Below are 16,936 nucleotides of genomic sequence, written 5' to 3' on the forward strand. Positions count from 1 at the left end.
CCTTGTGCCTATTCACATGCCAGCCGATTCGCACCAAACCAGGTTTTCGACTTATAATCGAAAACGTGGCCCATAGTAGCACCATCCACGAAACGCTCACCGCGGTGTTCCAGGTTCGGCGCTTCCCCGACGACATCACCGCAGGTAGCAGCCCTGCGCGCATGACAGATGAGCTGATTCGGCCATGTCCACCCGGTCAGCGGACCGAACTCGCGGTGCTGCTGTGGGAGCGCGCCCTCGACCCACAGAAGGGCACCTGGTCGCTACCGGGCGGACGGCTGCGCGACGATGAAGACCTCAATGTCTCGGCCCGTCGCCAGCTCGCCGAGAAGGTCGATGTGCGCGAGCTGGCACATCTCGAGCAGCTGTCGGTATTCAGCAATCCGGACCGAGTCCCCGCACCGCGGCGGATCGCCTCGGCCTATCTGGGGCTGGTGCCGCTGACCGCGGACCCGCAACTACCCTCGGACACCACGTGGCATCCGGTTTCCCAGCTGCCGCGCATGTCGTTCGATCACGGCACGGTCGTCGAACACGCGCGCACCCGGCTCGCCGCGAAGCTCTCCTACACCAATATCGCCTTCGCCCTGGCACCTGAGCGGTTCACCATGTCCACGCTGCGCGAAATCTACTGCGCCGCGCTTGGTTACGAGGTCGACACGACGAATCTGCAGCGAGTTCTCACCCGCCGCAAGGTGATCACGCCGACCGGCGCGACCGCATCCCCCGGCCGGGCGGGTGGACGCCCCGCGGCGGTCTATCGGTTCACCGACTCCGAAATCCGAGTCACCGACGAATTCGCTGCGCTGCGCCCACCCACCTGACCTCCCCACGATCGCCTCCCCCACGATCGCCCCCTCAGTTCGGCGACCGCTCCCCCGAAGCGGTCGCCGAGCTCGAAATGGACTGTGCCGTGGCCACTGCCGTAGGGGCCACGGCATCCGAGCGTGCCCTCGTCACCATCGACCAGGGCACTCCCCTTCTACTCGGACAGCCCGCCGGGCACAGCCAGGTGCCCGGAGCTCAAAATGCACACCGGCCACAGGCACGGGAACGCGGACTCGGCCGCAGCCTCGACCCGTATGACCGTCACCTCGCCCGGCGGTTCGGCAGCCGCTTGCGCTGCGCCGGAAGTCATTCCGATCACCAGCGCGGCTCCGGTAACCGCAGATTTCCAGGACATAGCTCTCCCCCTCAGAGTCGCTGAATCCGCACGGTGTTTCACGGAGTCGAGACCGAAATCCGGCTCCGCGGTTCGATCGAATCGAACAACTCAGACGGTAGGGCTCGATCGCATCGGGCGATACCGGGTGTTGGGCAGAGTCGCCGAATATGGCTGGTCACAGTCGGATACGAGTTATCCGGTCCGGAAGCGGTCGTCTGTTCCACGTTGCGGACCGGATGAATACACAGCGGCGAGGAGCAGTGAAAGCCCTGTGGCAGAACTACTTTCGGAGCTGCCCGAAGGCACCCGCCACAATCGGTTGCCCACCGGATGCAACGTTCCTGAGCCCACTGCCGGAATCGGACTCGAGGGGCAACATCCCGTCCCCACGCGGACAGCAGAAAACCCCGCCTCCACATGCGCTCGCACGCGAAAACGGGGTCAACCGCGAACCACGGGTCACAACCTCAATCCCGCTCCCGCCCCTTATGTTTCACCTTCCGCCGATACCGCCGCCCACTGGGAATCGGCTGCGCAGCACTGGACCGCCGCAACGCATCCCGCCGCCGCCACGCCACCAGATCAGCCCGCTCGGACTCCCCAGCCTCCGGAACCAGCACGCCCTGCCCATGCCTTGTCAACACATCCTCGCTCATCGCCACCTCCTTCCCATCGCTCGGCTCGATCTCGCGCGCCAACGATATCCGCGCGATCGGCGGCGCGACTACTGATTTTCGCCAGCTAGCCGCACGTCTTCCGATATGGCAATCCCGCCAGGTGTTCCTGCCACACTTCCCGACTCAGCATCGGCTGAACGGCGACGCAGATGCGGTCGATCGCCTGCCGTGGATCCAGATCCCACAGCCGGAGTCCTCCCCCACCCGCCGCGGCCAGGTACTCGCCGTAGAAGTCGGCGCGGACCTCGATGACGACGGCGGCTGGTTCGTGTTCGCCGCGGATGGCGAGGTGTTCCAGGGCGGCCAGAAACGCCTCGCGCTCATCGTCGTTGCGGCACAGGGTGAATAGTTCCTCGAACTGCTCCACGACCAGCAGGCGATGTCGGTTCACACCCCATTCGGCCAACGCCGCTGTGATGGATTCCGTGTGAGCAGCACGGACAGCAGGGATTCGAATCACGCGGGGACATTGCGGCCAGACTTCCAGCCGCTGATGCGCTGGACCGAAGCTCCGTTCTTCTGGCCGGCCGCGCGCGCCGCCCGCATCCGCGCCGGCGCTGCGGTCGCCACCCGACGCAATGTCGGATTGCCCGCGGCCTCGAACAGCGCGGCGAATTGTTGTGCGAAAACGGTTCTCGGCGACGGTCGCACACGCGATTCCATCTGTCCTCCTGCACGTTCCGATAGCGGGAGCGAGACCCCCTGCGTGCAACGAGATTAAGCCGGGTCGCGAACGCGAACCTCGATCAGGACATACGAATACGCAGGTGGGACGGGAGAAAGAGGGTTCCAGACCGGATGGTCACGCGGTCTTCATCTGAGGTTGTGGTGGTGGTGCCGCAGTGCGCTGTCCGATGCGTGCCACGGCCCAGAACATCAACTCCATCACCCAGAACAGCCACAGGAATACCTGCACCACGACAACCGGGATCGCCAGGAACAGGATCGAGGGGATCGCGACGAGTAAAAAGCGCGCGATATCGCCGAGTGTGGCCCCGCGCAGTCCGCTGCCCAAACGCACTGCGGCCCACATCATCCACCGGCGCGGTATCGACACCCTGAACTCATGCAGGCAGCGGCGGAAAAGGCCGTCCGCGTCGGCGGTGCTCACCTCGTGCGAGCTTCGTAAATAGTCGTGCAGGATGGCGGCGCGGGTATAGGCGCCGTAGCGGGGTATCAGCCAGACCAATGCTCGTGGCACCGAGGCGAAGTCGGTGCGGAAGCCGGATGGGATGACGAATTCTTGTGTGGCACCGTGATAGACGAGCGGCTCGACGACCCGCCAGAATTTCGCGTCGAGTTCTTCGACCACCGGTCCGCTACCGACGAACGCCATGATCCGTTCCTCTCTGAACGCACAGCGTTTCCCACAATTCTAGGCCGTTCTGGTACGTCTGTGCCGCCGCGTGGGCAACGGTTCGGATAACGTCAGCGCGCGCGATCCGAACCGGACGGTCCGAAGCCGCCATAAGGCACACCGTAGGGCAGCGGCGCGCCGTTCGCAGCGCCACGATACGAATCGGCATTGTCGACGGCCGCGAATCCGCTTGCCGCAGTGAAGTATGGCCGCGAATCGCCGAACGGTCCGCTGAAGCCGGTGCCGAGATCCTCTGTCGGACTGAGCGCCGCGAGGAACAGCACGATCAGCGCGGCGAGCAGCGGTTGCACGATCAGCGCCAGCCAACTGCCAACCTCCACCGGCAGCCGCACGATCTGCCCGACCGACGGGTCGTAGGGCATCGGATGCTGCCACTGCATGATCTGCTCGCCGACCTTCGACATCACGTAAGCGCCTGCGCCGGAACCGATCAGCAGCCCCAGTTGCAGCAGCGGGCCGCGCACGCGACGCCAACGCCACACGCCGATCGCCGTCACCACACCCAGCACCGCGCCGATGCAGACGAAGATCGCCAGCGCGTCGAACTGATGCACACTCTCCCCGGTCAGCGCCGCGCCCTTGGCCGGTACCGCACCGGCGCGCACCTTGACCACCAGATACTGTTCGGTGGGTGCCACGAAGGCCCACACCACACCGCCGAGCACGCTGAGCAGTACCACCCCGACCGCGATCAGCGCGGCCGCCCGCAGCTCCCGCCGCACGCCCACCTTCGGGGCCGATCCGGGCCCCGCGGTGATGCCCTCGCCGTATTGGGCCACCACTAGCGGTGTTCCAGATTCTTCGAATCCAGCACACCGTGCCGCGAGCACTTCGCCCACCAGCCGTCGGGGCTGACCTGCACGATCATGCGCCGACCGCACTGCTCGCAGAAGCGCGGCGGTTCCAGCCCCAGTGCCGCGGCGGCCGGGACCGGATCGTCGAGCCCCGGCACGATACGTTTACCGGTGAACGGGTTGTAGCGCTCGTCCATATCCATGACAGTACTCACGGCGCCAGCCTCTTTCGTGACCGATTCAGAGTGTTTCGTTGAGCGCCTTGATCGGCATCTTCAGCTCGCCGAGCAGATCCAGGTCCGCTTCGGCGGGTCGACCGAGGGTGGTCAGGTAGTTGCCGACGATGACGGCGTTGATACCGCCGAGGATGCCCTGCTTGGCGCCGAGGTCGCCGAGGGTGATCTCGCGACCGCCCGCGAAGCGCAGGATGGTGCGCGGCAGCGCGAGCCGGAAGGCGGCGACGGCGCGCAGCGCGTCGGCGGCGGGCAGCACCTCGAGGTCACCGAACGGGGTGCCCGGACGCGGGTTGAGGAAGTTCAGCGGCACCTCGTCGGGCTCGAGTTCGGCCAGATTCGCCGCGAATTCCGCACGCTGCTCCAGGGTTTCGCCCATGCCGAGGATGCCGCCGCAGCAGACCTCCATACCGGCCTCGCGCACCATGCGCAGGGTGTCCCAGCGCTCTTCCCAGGTGTGCGTGGTGACGACATTCGGGAAGTGCGAACGGGAGGTCTCGAGGTTGTGGTTGTAGCGATGCACGCCCATGGCGGCGAGCTGGTCGACCTGCTCTTGGGTGAGCATGCCGAGCGAACACGCGACCTGGATGTCGACCTCGTTGCGGATGGCCTCGACACCGGCTGCGACCTGCGCCATCAGCCGCTCGTCCGGACCGCGCACGGCCGCGACGATACAGAATTCGGTGGCGCCGGTCTTGGCGGTCTGCTTGGCGGCCTCGACCAGGCTGGGGATATCGAGCCACGCGGCGCGCACGGGCGACTGGAACAGACCCGACTGCGAGCAGAAGTGGCAGTCCTCTGGGCAGCCGCCGGTCTTGAGGCTGATGATGCCCTCGACCTCGACCTCGGGACCGCACCACTTCATACGCACATCGTGCGCGAGGGCGAGCAGTTCCTCCAGCCGGTCGTCGCCGAGCCGGAGCACCTCGAGGGTCTGCTCCTGGGTCAGGCCTTCGCCGCGCTCGAGCACTTGCTCGCGAGCGGTCGCCAGAATATCGGTTTGGACGGGTGCCTGGGTCACTGCACGAATCCCTTCGTCCGGCCGAGGTGGCCGTGCAACTTGAACGGTGTTCAGGCTAGGGTAGCGGTAACAGTGAGTCAAAACACGCGCGGCATGAGCGACGGGGCCTGGAGGCGGCAGCGAGCGTAAGCACGGAGGGCCCCGGGAATGCCGCAATCGAATACAGCGGAAGGAAACACCGTGCAGCTGCACCGCGCGGACGTGGTCGACGGCGCCACCGCCATACTCGACCAGTACGGTCTCGCCGACCTGACCATGCGCAGGCTCGCCGGTTCACTCCAGGTTCAGCCAGGGGCCCTGTACTGGCACTTTCCCAATAAACAGGCGCTGCTCGGCGCGGTGGCCGACCGGATTCTGGCCCCGATGGAGGATCCGATCGAGGCCGAGGACTGGTCGGGCCAGATCACCGAATTGGCGCACAGGTTGCGCAGTTGTCTGCTCGCCTATCGCGACGGCGCGGAATTGGTCTCGGCGACCTATGCCTCCCGACTCACCACCAGCAAGGGGCGGGAACGACTCGTGGGTGCGGCGATCCGCGGCGGGATGCCGCGGCCGGAAGCCGAACTCGCGGCGTACACACTGCTGTACTACGTGCTGGGACAAACCGTGGACGAGCAGTCCAGAATGCAAATGGATTCGGCGGGTGCGCTCGCCGAGGACGCGTCACCGCTGAACGAAACTCCGGACGCGACAGCACGTTTCGATTTCGGTCTGCAGCTTTTCGTCGGCGGCGTGCGTCACCTGCTCGGCACCCGCGTACGCTGAGTTCTTCGTCGGCGCACATGCCCGGAAGGAACGCCCCGATGCCCATCTCTGATCCCGATGCAGCAGGGTCGCCCCAGGTGGCCGGGCGTCTGGTTTCGGCGGAGGAATGCGACAGGCTGTGGGCGGCGTGGACGCCCGCGGAAGTCGCAGAGCGGATGTCGGGTGTCACGGTTGCGTGGTGCGTGTCCGCGGGGTGGGCGCTCGAGCTGTTCACCGGAGGCGGGGCTCGCAAGCACAGCGACCTCGAAATCGCTGTCCCACAAGACAGATTCAGCGAGGTTGTCGCCGCTTTTCCTGGGTTCGAGTGGGACGTTATCGGTGACGACCGAATCTGGCCTTTTCCGGCGAAGGCGGCAGACTTCCATCAGACCTGGCTACGCGAACCCGCGACCGGGCGCTATCGGCTCGACGTGTTCCGTGAACCGCACGTCGGTGATCGATGGGTGTGCCGCCGCGACCCAACGATCACCCTGCCCTACGAAGAACTGATTCGCCACACCAGCGAGGGCATTCCGTACGCGACTCCCGAGGTCGCACTCCTGTTCAAGGCAAAGGCACGCCGCGACAAGGACGAAGCCGACTTCCGGCGCGCGCTACCCGCGATGGACCGATCCCAAAGGTCCCGGCTGTTCGAGTGGCTGTCGCGGGTGCACCCCGATCACCCATGGCTGGAAAGCATTTCGACTCACCCGGATTGACCGGTCCGAATCCCGCGGGACGATCAATGCGGTGCGCACCCCTTGTGTGCAGTACACACTGCCTATGCCGGATGCGCGGCCGACACATGGAATGCGCACCGGTGGCACCTCGTTCGAACGACCGGACTCAGACGGGTACCGTCGCGGCCTCGAGATCAACTGCCACACCCGCCCTACGACCGGGCAGTGCGAGTGCGACCACCGCGCCCAGTAGGGCAAGTGCCGCACCGACTTTGATCGCCGGACCGAATCCGTCGGTGAATTCCCGCACCGAACCGTATCCACCGGTCGCGGCGAAAACCGCTGCCGCGATCGCGATTCCGAAGACGCCGCCCAACTCACGCATCATGCTGTTCGCGCCTGCCGCCTTGCCGAGCATCGAGTGTTCGACCGCGCCGACCACCGAACTCTGCGCCGACGGCAACACCATCGAGGTACCGACGCCGGAGACGATGAACGGCATGACGAAGGAGCCGTAGGTCATTGCCGGGTCGGCGATGACGGCGATCCAGAACATGCCGCCCGCCATCAGGACCAGCCCGCTCACCATCAACGGCCGCTCCCCTATCCGGTCGGCCAACGCACCTGCGACCGGCGCGCAGAAAAACAGCGTGAGAGTCCACGGCAGCAGCCGCAATCCGGCGCCGAGTGGCCCGTAGTGCAGCACCGCCTGCAAGAACTGCGCGTAGAAGAACACCTCGCCGAACAGAGCGGCGAAGGTCAGGAAGATGGCGGTATTGCCCGCCGCGAAACCACGGTTCACGAAAAGCCGCATCGGAAACATCGGCTCGCGCGTGCGCGCCTCCCAGGCCGCGAAGGCGATCAGCAATGCGATTGCCCCGACCACCGCGATCAGCACCTCCGAACTCGACCAGCCCGCGATATTGCCGCGCACCAAACCCCACACCACACCGAATGCGCCGCCGGTGACCAATGCCAACCCGGTGCCGTCCACCGCGGTATCGGAGCCGAAGCCTTCCGGAACCCGAGCCGCTACCAGTGGCAGCGCGAGCAGCCCGATCGGCACGTTCAGCCAGAAGATCCATTGCCAGGACAACCCCTCCGCGACGGCCCCGCCGACCAGCGGACCACACGCGACCGCGAGTCCGGTGATGCCCTGCAGCAGTCCCATGGCCATACCGCGCTTCTCTGGCGCGAATGCCGCGCTGACCAGCGCCAAAGCCAGACTCATGATCAATGCCGCGCCGATGCCCTGCACCACGCGCGCGGCGATCAGAGTCGCGACGGAGGTCGATATCGCGCAGGCCGCGGACGCGGCGACGAAGATGGCGAGCCCGACCATGAACATCCGCTTGCGCCCGAAGCGGTCGCCGAGTACCGCAGCGGTCATCAGCAGGACGGCGAAGCTGAGATTGTAGCCGTTGACGGTCCATTCGAGCGTCTGCAGAGACGCCCCTAGGTCGTGCCGAATGGTGCTGAGCGCGGTGGCGACGACCAGGGTGTCCAGTGCCGCCATCAGCGACGCGACCGCGCCGAGTACTAGTACCCAGCGCTGTGTCACCGCCGAAATGATCGGTGTGCTCACGGTGGTCCTTCCTGTGGTTTCGGCGCGCCCGATGGTTCGGACACGCACAGATACCGACCGGCGGCGGCCCGAAACTCATCGCACCGATGAGTTCTGGGCGGTACGGCGGTCGATATTCAGAGGGGCCACCATTCGGTGTGCCCGGAAGGACAGCACATGTCAGACAGCGATGAATTCGCCGCCCGTACCGCGCCGTACCGGCGCGAGTTGCTCGCCCACTGCTATCGCATGCTCGGTTCGGTCGACGATGCCGAGGATCTGGTGCAGGAGACGTTGCTGCGGGCCTGGCGCGGGTACGGCGATTTCGAGGGTCGGGCTTCGATGCGGACCTGGCTGTACCGGATCGCCACCAATGCCTGCCTCAATGCGCTCGAGCATCGACGCCGCGTGCTGCCCACCGGATTGTCCGAGCCCACCGCGGATCCCACCCAGGCGGTGCACTTCGCGTCTGAAACGCCATGGCTGCAACCGATGCCGGACGTGCTGGTCACACCGGAGACTTCGGATCCGGCCGCCATCGTCGCGGCGCGCGAGGGTATGCGGCTGGCATTGATCGCGGCTTGGCAGCATCTGCCGCCGCGTCAGCGTGCGGTGTTGATATTGCGAGATGTGTTGCATTGGAGGGCCGCCGAGGTTGCCGAGCTACTCGGGACCAGCGCGGCCGCGGTCAACAGCATGCTGCAGCGCGCACATGCCGCGCTCGCGGAGCTGGAACCGGACACGCCGGTCGCCGAACCGGACGACCCCGAAATCCGCGCCCTGCTGGATCGCTATGCTGCCGCGTTCGAAGCCGCCGATATGGATACGCTCGTCACGCTGTTGCGATCGGATGCGGTGTGGGAGATGCCGCCGATCGAGGAATGGTTCCGCGGCAATACCACGATCGTGGAACTGGTTCGGTCGAAGTGTCCGTATAGGGCGGGCGAGGTCCGGATGGTGCCGATCGCCGCGAACGCTCAGCCCGGATTCGCGTTCTACCTGCGGGGGCAGGCGCAATCGCTGCAGATCCTCACGGTGACGCCGACCGGGGTCGCGCATGTCGTCTCGTATCACGACAGCTCGATGTTCGCCGCATTCGGACTGCCCACATCATTGGTGGCGACCGCGCGCCCCGAGCCGGTATTGCCATGAGCGAAGATCTGCTCGAGCGGGCGGTCGCCTATCTGCTTTCTGTGCTGCCCGACCTAGGTTCCGATCTGTCGACGCCGACAGGCTGTCGGGGCTGGAATACGCGCATGCTGCTCGCGCATGTGGACGAGTCGATTGCCGCGCTGCGAGAAGGTTTGACGGGCGGGCAGGTTGCCATGCCGGGCGCACCGCTGCCGAATTGTGCGGGAACGCTGCACATCCGGAGTCGAGCCATGGCCCTGCTCGGCGCCTGGGCGAATGAGCGCCCCCGCTCGGTGGTCGTTTTCGGAAGGCCGGTGCCCGCCCATGTCTTGGGCACCGTCGGTGCCCTCGAATTGGCGGTCCACGCCTGGGATCTCGCCGCCGCGCGATCGAACCCGCCGCCTATCCCCGACCGCCTCGCCCGCGAATTACTTTCGGTGGCACCGGAACTCGTACCGCTAGCCGACCGATCGCCGCTATTCGCTGCGCCGATCGAACCGCGGACCACCGCCCCGGGCGACCAGCTCCTCGCCTACCTCGGCCGAACCCGACCAGCATCCTGAAGTACCCGAGCGCATCGGTGCAGGGCCCTCGCATACACCGCGAACACCTCGCAGAAGGTGCATCCTATGCGCGGCACGCACCAGGTGTGCGCCAGAGATGGCCGAGCCCACCAAACGCGACCAGCGCCCTCGACCTGCCCACCAACGAGCATTCAGATATGACCGCGCACACCTCCACAAGGAGCAACCTGCGCGCGGTGCGCACCAAGTGTGCGCCATGAGTGGTCCGAGCGCTCAGTCGGTTGCCCGGGTTTCGGGACGGCGTGCGTCTGCGAACAGGGTGGGATAGGCACCGGGGAACCAGCGGTGCATGGCGAGCGCGCCTGCGAATACCGCCGCAGCGATAGCGAGCGCCGAGGCACCGAGAACTGTTGCCGCACTGATCAAGCCGACGGCAACGGGGCCGGCGAACATGCCGACGTCATGGGTCAGACGCCAGGCACCGAGGAATTCCGCACGTCGCCCCGGCGGTGCGACGCTCGCGCCGACCGTCATGATGATGCCGTTGCTGACGCCATTCGCGAGCCCGAGCAGTACTGCGGCACCGGTGAGTTCGAGCGCCGTCGAGGTGAACGGAAGCGCCGCGAAGCCCACCGCGAACAGCAACATCGACGGCACACCGGTGGCGCGACTGCCGTACCGATCGAGCAGGGCGCCGCCCGGATAGGACAGCAGCACATCCATTGCCCCGGCAATGCCGAATATCAGGCTCGTGGCGACGGCACTCGCGCCGATATGCGCGGCCCACAGCGGAAGCAGCGCGATGCGGGTCGCCCGAGCACCACCCATCAGCAGCGCCGCCAGCCCGAGTGTGCCCAGTACCCTGCGGTTTTCGACGACCACCGACCGCAAGGTGTGATCGGCGCCGTCCATATCGTCACCGTCAGCCGAGCGGATGGCGAGCATCGCCGCGCCCGCTACCACGGTTGTGCCGAACTGCAACCACAGCGCACCGCTCGGCCCCATCCCATAGACCATCCCGGCACCGATGAACGGCCCGCAGAACGACCCGAGGCGCGAGGCACCAGCCAACGCCGAGAACGCCCGACCCCGCTCCTGCGGTGTCACTACCGACACGATGTAGGACTGTCGCGCCAGACCCCATACCGCACTGGCGGTTCCATTGAGCAGCACACCAACCGCCAGCACCCCGGTATGCGGTGCGAAGATCGCGCACAGCACCCCGACCAGGCCGAGGCCCGAACCGACTGCGATCGCCCAGCGCTCGCCGATGCGTGCGACGATCCGCCCCGCGGGCAGATCCGCCAGCACCATCCCCAACCCACTCAGCGCGACAACGATTCCGGCAACACCGGCCGAAGCACCGAGGTCCAACGCGCGCAGCGCGTACATCGGTGCGGCCGCACCGGATCCGATGCCGTAGAGCACCACCGGCACGAACACCGTCCACACCAGCGTGCGCAGGCGAGCGGATTCCGTTGTGGCGCTGACCCGTTCGCTCACAGCGCCCGCGCCATGCGGAGTCGACACCGCAGCGGTGGCTGAACTTCGGCATGAACAAGAACAGGACGCTGTCCGACCGGATACGGCCTGGTACAGCCGCTCACTGCGCGAGCGCCGGTCGCCGGGCGTACCGGCTCTCCGGTCGCGGCAGACCGAAGTGGTCGCGCAATGTGGTTCCGGTGTATTCGGTGCGGAACAGCCCGCGCCGCTGCAGGATCGGGACGACCTGCTCGGCGAAGACCTCCAGGCCACCCGGGTAATAGGGCGGCATCACATTGAAACCGTCGGCGGCGCCGTTGCGGAACCATTCCTCGATGGTGTCGGCGACCTGCTCCGGTGTACCGGCGAAGACCCGATGTCCGCGGGCACCGGCGAGACGATGCAGCAGTCCGCGCACGGTGGGCCGCTCCCGCTGCACGATCCCGGCGACCACTTGCCGACGGCTGCGCTCATTATCGGTGACATCGCCCGCGTCGCTGAACAATTCGAGCGGCACCGGTTCATCCAGCGGCAGGTGGCGCAGGCTCTCACCCGCGATGCCCTCCAACTGCTTCAGCCCGTATTCGGGCACTGTGAGCTCGTTGAACTCCCGCTCCAACTGTTTGGCCGCCGCCTCGGTATCGCCGATGAACGGGCTGATACCGGGCAGGATTTTGATCTGCTCGGCGTCACGTCCGAATTCGGCGGCCTTGGCCTTGATATCAGAGTAGAACGCCTGCGCATCCTCGAGCCGCTGGTGCGCGGTGAAGATCGCCTCGGCGTACCGGCCCGCGAACGCCCGTCCGTCATTCGATGCACCGGCCTGCACGAGCACCGGATGCCCCTGCGGCGTGCGCGGAGCGTTGAACGGCCCACGCACACTGAGATATTCACCGACGAAGTCGATCGGATGGATCTTGGCCGGATCAGCGTAGATGCCCGCTTCCTGGTCCAGCAGGATGGCGTCGTCCTCCCAGCTGTCCCACAGCGCGACGACCGCATCGACGAATTCCCGTGCCCGCGCATACCGCGTCGCATGATCGGGATGTTTCTCGAGCCCGAAATTCGCTGCGGCGAGGTCGGTTCCGGTGGTGACGATATTCCAACCCGCCCGGCCGCCGGAGATGTGGTCCAGCGTGGAGAACAGCCTGGCCAGGTTGTATGGCTCGTAGTAGGTCGTCGATGCGGTGGCGATCAGACCGAGATGGGTTGTGGCCGTCGCGATCGCGGTGAGCAACGTGATCGGTTCCAGACCGGCGGCCGCATTGTGTTCGACATTGGTGCGCAGTGCGGGTCCGTCGGCGAAGAACACCGCGTCGAGTTTCGCGGCTTCGGCCGTGCGGCCGATCTCCTGGTAGTAGGCGACATCGTAGATCCGGTCGGGTCGGCTCTGCGGATGCCGCCAGGCCGCCTCATGATGTCCGGAGGGGTAGATGAACGCGTTGAGGCTGAGTTGCCGGGTCATGAGGCCTTCTTCTCATCGTGCAGGGCTGCGACATCGACGCCGAGGCTGGAAAGCAGCAGCTCGCGCAGGCGGTTGAAGTCCGGATCGATATGGCGGCGTGGACGTTCCAGATCGATGCGCTGATCGACGGCGATGCGTCCCTCGTCGAGGACGAGCACGCGGTCGGCGAGCAGCACCGCCTCATCGACATCATGGGTCACCAGCAAAACGGCAGGCTTGTGCCGGGCGCACAGATCCTGCAGCAGCACATGCATTTTGATGCGGGTGAGCGCGTCCAGCGCACCGAAGGGCTCATCGGCCAGCAGCAACTCCGGCTCCCGGACCAGCGACCGCGCCAGGGCGACGCGCTGCTGCTCACCGCCGGAAAGCTCCTTGGGCCAGGCCTTTTCCCGCCCGGCAAGTCCAACTTCGGCCAAAGCAGTGCGGCCGCGCTCGGCGGCATCGGCACCCTTCAAACCGAGAGTCACATTGTCCAGCACCCGATTCCACGGCAGCAGGCGCGAATCCTGGAAGACCACCGCACGTTCCGTCGGCACCCGCAACTCACCCGAGCCCAGCACATCACGATCCAGCTCGGCCAACGCGCGCAACAAGGTGCTCTTACCCGAACCACTGCGCCCGAGCAGGGCGACGAATTCGCCGCGTGCGATATCGAGATCGATGCCGTGCAACACCACACGATCGCCGAAACCCCTGCGCAGCGCGCGGGTTCGGACCACATTCAGTCCGCGATCGTCTGTCGCCATGACAGCACCCTCCGTTCCGTCGCGCGCACGGCGAGATCGCCGAACAGTCCGAGCAGTCCGTATATCACCAGGCCGACGACGATGACGTCGATCTGGCCGTAGGTGCGCGCCTGCGTCATCAGATAGCCGATGCCGCTGGTGGCATTCACCTGTTCGACCACGACGAGCGCCAGCCAGGAGATGGTGACCGCCAGCCGCAAGCCCGTGAAGAATCCGGGCAGCGAACCGGGCAGCGCGATCCGGCGAATGAAACTCCACCGCGAAAGACCCACCGTCGCGGCCAATTCCACATACCGGCTGTCGACGCCGCGCAGTTGCGCGTGAGTATTGATGTAGATCGGAATCGCGACACTGGTCGTGATGACGATCAGCTTCATCTCCTCGCCGATGCCGAACCACACGATGAACAGCGGAATCAGCGCCAGCGTGGGAATCGAGCGTTTGATCTGAACCGGCCCGTCCAACAGGGCTTCACCGACCCGGCTCAACCCGGCGATCAAGGCGAGCAGCACACCGATCACCACGCCGAACCCGAGACCCCAGGCCGCGCGCTTCAGCGAGGTCAGCAGATTCGACTGCAGTCTGCCGTCGGCCAGCAGATCGCGAGCCGTCTCGGCGACCGTCCACGGCGCCGGCAGTGTCTGCTCATCCAGTGCGCCCGTGGCGGATCCGATCACCCATGCCGCGATCAGCAGTACGGGCCCGATGGCAATGCCGAACGGAATCGGGCGGCCCGGCCCGAGCCGAGGCCGTGTCAGTTTGCGGCGGGCCAATACCGGCTCCGCTGCGGTGCGTGAACTTCGTCCGATCCGGCCGAGTACTCCGGCATCCAAGGTAGCCATTGCTATTTCGCCTTCGGTTCGAATAAGGCACCGCTCTCGGTGACTGCCTGGGTGACGACAGCGTCGAAGCGCAGATCGAAATCGTCGGCAGCGCGCACCTTCTTGGGCAGTTCGCCCGCCTTGTCGATCGCATCGATGGTGCCCTGCTGACGATCGATGAGCTGCTGATCCAGATGCGGGAAGGTGTAGGTACCGAGCGAGTCGACGATGCGCTTGGCGTCATCCGCGCTGACCTTCTGGTTCTCGACGTAGTACTTACGCGCCCACTCCTCCTGGTGGGTATTGACCCACTGGTAGGCGCGAACATAGGCGGCGACCACCGCCCGAGTCGCGGCCGCCTTGGCCGGATCGGTCACCGCGGCGCGGCGCGCGTAAAGATAGCCGACACCACCGTAGATGCCAGCGGTCTCCGAATCCGGGATCAGTGACGCACCCGGTGTGCGCAGCAGCCGAGTGACATTCGGTTCGACCAGCGGCGCGATATCGACCTGACCGGTGCGCACCGCGTCCAGGAATTCCGCGAGTTGCAGCCGAACCAGTTGCACATCAGTGGATTTCAGCCCCGCCTTGGCGATCGCGCGCAGCACCGCGGCCTGTTGGGCGGTCCCTTCCGCGTAGGCGATCTTCTTACCCTTGAGATCGGCCAGCGTGGTGGCCGTTTTACCCGGCGCCACCGCGAGTTTCAATGCGCTGGGATTGGACTGGTAGGCCGCGATTATCGGCACGTCCTGCCCGGCGACCTGCGCATGGATCGGCGGAACATCGCCGACGGTCGCGACATCGGCGGCGCCGGCCCGGAATGCCTCCAGAATGGCCGGTCCGCCGATGAAATTGGCGAATTCGACCTTGAACGGCAGTTTGTCCAGTTCGCCGGAGAACTGGAGGACCGACTTGAACCGCTCGGACTGGTCGGCGAGCACGAGTTTAGTGCCTGCGGGGATTTCGGTGGGCAGCGGGGCATCGGTCTTACCGACCGGCTTATCGTCGCTCGCGCAGCCGGTCACACCCAAGCTCGCAACGGTCGCCGCAGCGAGCAACGCGGCGATTGTGCGGCCGCGCAGGCCGGTCAGGAACGTACGTGGTCGGAACATAGGGTGATTGAATCAAGACCAAACCGGCACGCATACGGTTTGCCTTGGCGTGATTCCAACTGCTTTCACCCACCCCGCCGGCGGTCACCCCCTCAGCGCGGCGCCGCCGCGGAGACCGTCGCGCGCACCTGCTCCTGATACCGCTGAATGTACGGCAGGATCTGTTGGTCGATGATCTTGTTGTACTCCTCGGGGCGCTGCATCGGATTGGCGTGCCCGGTATTTCGCGGCATGACGACCAGCAGCGAGCCGTCGACGCCACCGGCCCGCTCGATGAGCACCTGATGGGAGTAATCGACATCAACCACCCGGTCGTTATTCGGATTACGCGGACGGATGAAGACGATGGCCGGGCGCGGTTTGTCCTCGGCGGGCCGCGATAGCGCGCGCAGATCGTTGATCGCACCGCCCGCCACGATGGCCAGGAACTGTGTTTCGATCAGCCCGTTGCTGGCCGCGTCTTTGGAAAAGACCTTCTCGCGCAACACTTCTCGGACAACATCACGCATTGGCTCCAGCCGAATCCCGGGCAACCCATTGGTCCCGCGATCGACGAATCGGTCACGACGCGCATAGGTTTCGACCGCCAGCCGCAGTGTGCGGCTCTCCCGCGCCCCTGGCAGCCAGCCCATCCAGCGCACCATATCCTCGCCCGCACCACGACTCTCCGGACGCACCGCATTCAAATCCACCGGTGTGCAGTCCAGAATCACCCCTACCAGGCGCAGATCGCTGTCGAGGTGGATATGCCGTGCGACCTCGAGCGCGATGACCCCGCCCATACTGTGTCCCACCAGCACGATGTTCTTCAGCCCCGACATCTGGGCGGCGCGGATGATCAGATCCGCGATCACCTTGGTGTCGATACCTTGATTGTCGTATTTGATGGCCCAGACCACGCCCATATCACTGAGAGCGGGCAGTGCGGCCGCGGTATTGCTGGCATTGAGACCGCCGAGACCCACCATATCGACGACGACGGTGTCCCAGTCGCGATCATGCGCGGGGGTGGCAATCGGCAGCACAGCGGGTTCGGTGCGCGCGAGCCGATCGCGTTCCGGGGTGACGTCGTGCACCCAGTACTGGGCGAACACGATGAGCCCAGCGAGCAATATCAAGGCGACCCGCAGCACCGCCGACCTGGTACGGCGCAACGTCTGCCACCCGTGCCCGAGACGAGTCTCCCGAAGCCGGGCCCTCCGTCGCGCGTTATCCCAGTCCGAGACGGTGGACGGGTGCCGATCGTCCAACGGCGACATCTAACCCACTGTAGGTACGGTTCGCGAGTGCTGCCAGGCGAGTACCCCCGGCCACCACCGAGGCGGAGGCGATCATCTTCGCCGACAAACCTCAGATCAGCAGGTCGAGCTCACGCGGCGTCGCAGATCCGCAAACAGCT

Annotated in this window: 20 protein-coding genes; 5 read left to right on the forward strand and 15 right to left on the reverse strand. The window is 65.8% G+C overall.

Going from position 1 to position 16,936, the window contains the following annotated elements; translation table 11 throughout:
• Positions 1 to 65 precede the first annotated feature (65 nt).
• Positions 66 to 824, forward strand: coding sequence for an NUDIX domain-containing protein (locus AB0J47_RS29340; protein WP_364353046.1), 759 nt, complete (start codon positions 66 to 68; stop codon positions 822 to 824).
• Between the two features lie 158 nt (positions 825 to 982).
• On the opposite strand, the gene AB0J47_RS29345 is transcribed toward AB0J47_RS29340, so the two are convergent.
• From AB0J47_RS29345 to bioB, 8 genes are all read right to left on the reverse strand, one after another.
• A complete protein-coding gene (locus tag AB0J47_RS29345) occupies positions 983 to 1,183 on the reverse strand; it encodes a hypothetical protein (RefSeq protein ID WP_364353049.1) in 201 nt (66 codons plus the stop codon).
• Between the two features lie 449 nt (positions 1,184 to 1,632).
• A complete protein-coding gene (locus AB0J47_RS29350) occupies positions 1,633 to 1,821 on the reverse strand; it encodes a hypothetical protein (RefSeq protein WP_364353052.1) in 189 nt (62 codons plus the stop codon).
• A gap of 85 nt (positions 1,822 to 1,906) precedes the next feature.
• A complete protein-coding gene (locus AB0J47_RS29355) occupies positions 1,907 to 2,302 on the reverse strand; it encodes a hypothetical protein (RefSeq protein ID WP_364353055.1) in 396 nt (131 codons plus the stop codon).
• On the reverse strand, positions 2,299 to 2,505 hold the full coding sequence (locus AB0J47_RS29360) for a hypothetical protein (RefSeq protein ID WP_364353058.1): 207 nt from the start codon (positions 2,503 to 2,505) through the stop codon (positions 2,299 to 2,301). The genes AB0J47_RS29355 and AB0J47_RS29360 overlap by 4 nt, the downstream gene beginning before the upstream one ends.
• A gap of 139 nt (positions 2,506 to 2,644) precedes the next feature.
• A complete protein-coding gene (locus AB0J47_RS29365; RefSeq protein WP_364353061.1) occupies positions 2,645 to 3,178 on the reverse strand; it encodes a DUF1353 domain-containing protein in 534 nt (177 codons plus the stop codon).
• A gap of 92 nt (positions 3,179 to 3,270) precedes the next feature.
• Positions 3,271 to 4,002, reverse strand: coding sequence for a DUF2567 domain-containing protein (locus AB0J47_RS29370; RefSeq protein WP_364353064.1), 732 nt, complete (start codon positions 4,000 to 4,002; stop codon positions 3,271 to 3,273).
• Positions 4,002 to 4,217 carry a hypothetical protein gene (locus AB0J47_RS29375; RefSeq protein WP_174415049.1) on the reverse strand — a complete coding sequence of 72 codons (216 nt, stop codon included), beginning with the start codon at positions 4,215 to 4,217 and terminating at the stop codon, positions 4,002 to 4,004. Before AB0J47_RS29375 ends, AB0J47_RS29370 begins: the two co-directional genes overlap by 1 nt.
• A 37-nt stretch (positions 4,218 to 4,254) precedes the next feature.
• Positions 4,255 to 5,268 (reverse strand): biotin synthase BioB, encoded by a 1,014-nt coding sequence (gene bioB, locus AB0J47_RS29380; protein WP_040688747.1) that lies wholly within the window; start codon positions 5,266 to 5,268, stop codon positions 4,255 to 4,257.
• Positions 5,269 to 5,448: 180 nt separating this feature from the next.
• Here bioB and AB0J47_RS29385 point away from each other — a divergent pair, with 180 nt between their 5' ends.
• Together AB0J47_RS29385 and AB0J47_RS29390 are read left to right on the forward strand one after the other, a co-directional pair.
• Positions 5,449 to 6,033, forward strand: coding sequence for a TetR/AcrR family transcriptional regulator C-terminal domain-containing protein (locus AB0J47_RS29385; protein WP_364353068.1), 585 nt, complete (start codon positions 5,449 to 5,451; stop codon positions 6,031 to 6,033).
• A 38-nt stretch (positions 6,034 to 6,071) separates the two neighbouring features.
• Positions 6,072 to 6,731 carry a hypothetical protein gene (locus AB0J47_RS29390; RefSeq protein ID WP_364353071.1) on the forward strand — a complete coding sequence of 220 codons (660 nt, stop codon included), beginning with the start codon at positions 6,072 to 6,074 and terminating at the stop codon, positions 6,729 to 6,731.
• A 127-nt stretch (positions 6,732 to 6,858) separates the two neighbouring features.
• On the opposite strand, the gene AB0J47_RS29395 is transcribed toward AB0J47_RS29390, so the two are convergent.
• On the reverse strand, positions 6,859 to 8,277 hold the full coding sequence (locus AB0J47_RS29395) for an MFS transporter (RefSeq protein WP_364353074.1): 1,419 nt from the start codon (positions 8,275 to 8,277) through the stop codon (positions 6,859 to 6,861).
• Between the two features lie 156 nt (positions 8,278 to 8,433).
• Between AB0J47_RS29395 and AB0J47_RS29400 the strand changes: the two genes are divergently transcribed.
• Both AB0J47_RS29400 and AB0J47_RS29405 read left to right on the forward strand, forming a co-directional pair.
• A complete protein-coding gene (locus tag AB0J47_RS29400) occupies positions 8,434 to 9,408 on the forward strand; it encodes a sigma-70 family RNA polymerase sigma factor (protein WP_364353077.1) in 975 nt (324 codons plus the stop codon).
• Positions 9,405 to 9,950: a maleylpyruvate isomerase family mycothiol-dependent enzyme gene (locus tag AB0J47_RS29405; RefSeq protein WP_364353080.1), complete on the forward strand. Its 546-nt coding sequence runs from the start codon at positions 9,405 to 9,407 to the stop codon at positions 9,948 to 9,950. The genes AB0J47_RS29400 and AB0J47_RS29405 overlap by 4 nt, the downstream gene beginning before the upstream one ends.
• 234 nt (positions 9,951 to 10,184) lie before the next feature.
• Here the strand turns inward: AB0J47_RS29405 and AB0J47_RS29410 are convergent, their stop codons facing one another.
• From AB0J47_RS29410 to AB0J47_RS29435, 6 genes are all read right to left on the reverse strand, one after another.
• Positions 10,185 to 11,414 carry an MFS transporter gene (locus tag AB0J47_RS29410; RefSeq protein ID WP_364353083.1) on the reverse strand — a complete coding sequence of 410 codons (1,230 nt, stop codon included), beginning with the start codon at positions 11,412 to 11,414 and terminating at the stop codon, positions 10,185 to 10,187.
• Positions 11,415 to 11,514: 100 nt separating this feature from the next.
• Complete coding sequence (locus AB0J47_RS29415; protein ID WP_364353086.1) at positions 11,515 to 12,858, reverse strand: LLM class flavin-dependent oxidoreductase; 1,344 nt, start codon at positions 12,856 to 12,858, stop codon at positions 11,515 to 11,517.
• Entirely contained in the window at positions 12,855 to 13,604 is a 750-nt protein-coding gene (locus AB0J47_RS29420; RefSeq protein WP_364353089.1) for an ABC transporter ATP-binding protein, read from the reverse strand. The genes AB0J47_RS29415 and AB0J47_RS29420 overlap by 4 nt, the downstream gene beginning before the upstream one ends.
• Positions 13,580 to 14,446 carry an ABC transporter permease gene (locus tag AB0J47_RS29425; RefSeq protein ID WP_364353092.1) on the reverse strand — a complete coding sequence of 289 codons (867 nt, stop codon included), beginning with the start codon at positions 14,444 to 14,446 and terminating at the stop codon, positions 13,580 to 13,582. The genes AB0J47_RS29420 and AB0J47_RS29425 overlap by 25 nt, the downstream gene beginning before the upstream one ends.
• A 2-nt stretch (positions 14,447 to 14,448) precedes the next feature.
• Complete coding sequence (locus AB0J47_RS29430; protein WP_364353095.1) at positions 14,449 to 15,537, reverse strand: ABC transporter substrate-binding protein; 1,089 nt, start codon at positions 15,535 to 15,537, stop codon at positions 14,449 to 14,451.
• Between the two features lie 92 nt (positions 15,538 to 15,629).
• On the reverse strand, positions 15,630 to 16,796 hold the full coding sequence (locus AB0J47_RS29435) for an alpha/beta hydrolase (protein ID WP_364353098.1): 1,167 nt from the start codon (positions 16,794 to 16,796) through the stop codon (positions 15,630 to 15,632).
• Positions 16,797 to 16,936: the final 140 nt, after the last annotated feature.

The sequence above is a fragment of the Nocardia sp. NPDC049737 genome, assembly GCF_040674755.1.
Taxonomy (GTDB): domain Bacteria; phylum Actinomycetota; class Actinomycetes; order Mycobacteriales; family Mycobacteriaceae; genus Nocardia.

Excerpts from the sequence above, each read along its gene's own strand:
- AB0J47_RS29345 (WP_364353049.1), bottom strand. The coding sequence starts at position 1,183 with ATGTCCTGGAAATCTGCGGTTACCGGAGCCGCGCTGGTGATCGGAATG.
- AB0J47_RS29350 (WP_364353052.1), bottom strand. The coding sequence starts at position 1,821 with ATGAGCGAGGATGTGTTGACAAGGCATGGGCAGGGCGTGCTGGTTCCG.
- AB0J47_RS29360 (WP_364353058.1), bottom strand. The coding sequence starts at position 2,505 with ATGGAATCGCGTGTGCGACCGTCGCCGAGAACCGTTTTCGCACAACAA.
- AB0J47_RS29365 (WP_364353061.1), bottom strand. The coding sequence starts at position 3,178 with ATGGCGTTCGTCGGTAGCGGACCGGTGGTCGAAGAACTCGACGCGAAA.
- AB0J47_RS29375 (WP_174415049.1), bottom strand. The coding sequence starts at position 4,217 with ATGGATATGGACGAGCGCTACAACCCGTTCACCGGTAAACGTATCGTG.
- AB0J47_RS29390 (WP_364353071.1), top strand. The coding sequence starts at position 6,072 with ATGCCCATCTCTGATCCCGATGCAGCAGGGTCGCCCCAGGTGGCCGGG.
- AB0J47_RS29400 (WP_364353077.1), top strand. The coding sequence starts at position 8,434 with ATGTCAGACAGCGATGAATTCGCCGCCCGTACCGCGCCGTACCGGCGC.
- AB0J47_RS29405 (WP_364353080.1), top strand. The coding sequence starts at position 9,405 with ATGAGCGAAGATCTGCTCGAGCGGGCGGTCGCCTATCTGCTTTCTGTG.
- AB0J47_RS29415 (WP_364353086.1), bottom strand. The coding sequence starts at position 12,858 with ATGACCCGGCAACTCAGCCTCAACGCGTTCATCTACCCCTCCGGACAT.
- AB0J47_RS29420 (WP_364353089.1), bottom strand. The coding sequence starts at position 13,604 with ATGGCGACAGACGATCGCGGACTGAATGTGGTCCGAACCCGCGCGCTG.
- AB0J47_RS29425 (WP_364353092.1), bottom strand. The coding sequence starts at position 14,446 with ATGGCTACCTTGGATGCCGGAGTACTCGGCCGGATCGGACGAAGTTCA.
- AB0J47_RS29430 (WP_364353095.1), bottom strand. The coding sequence starts at position 15,537 with ATGTTCCGACCACGTACGTTCCTGACCGGCCTGCGCGGCCGCACAATC.
- AB0J47_RS29435 (WP_364353098.1), bottom strand. The coding sequence starts at position 16,796 with ATGTCGCCGTTGGACGATCGGCACCCGTCCACCGTCTCGGACTGGGAT.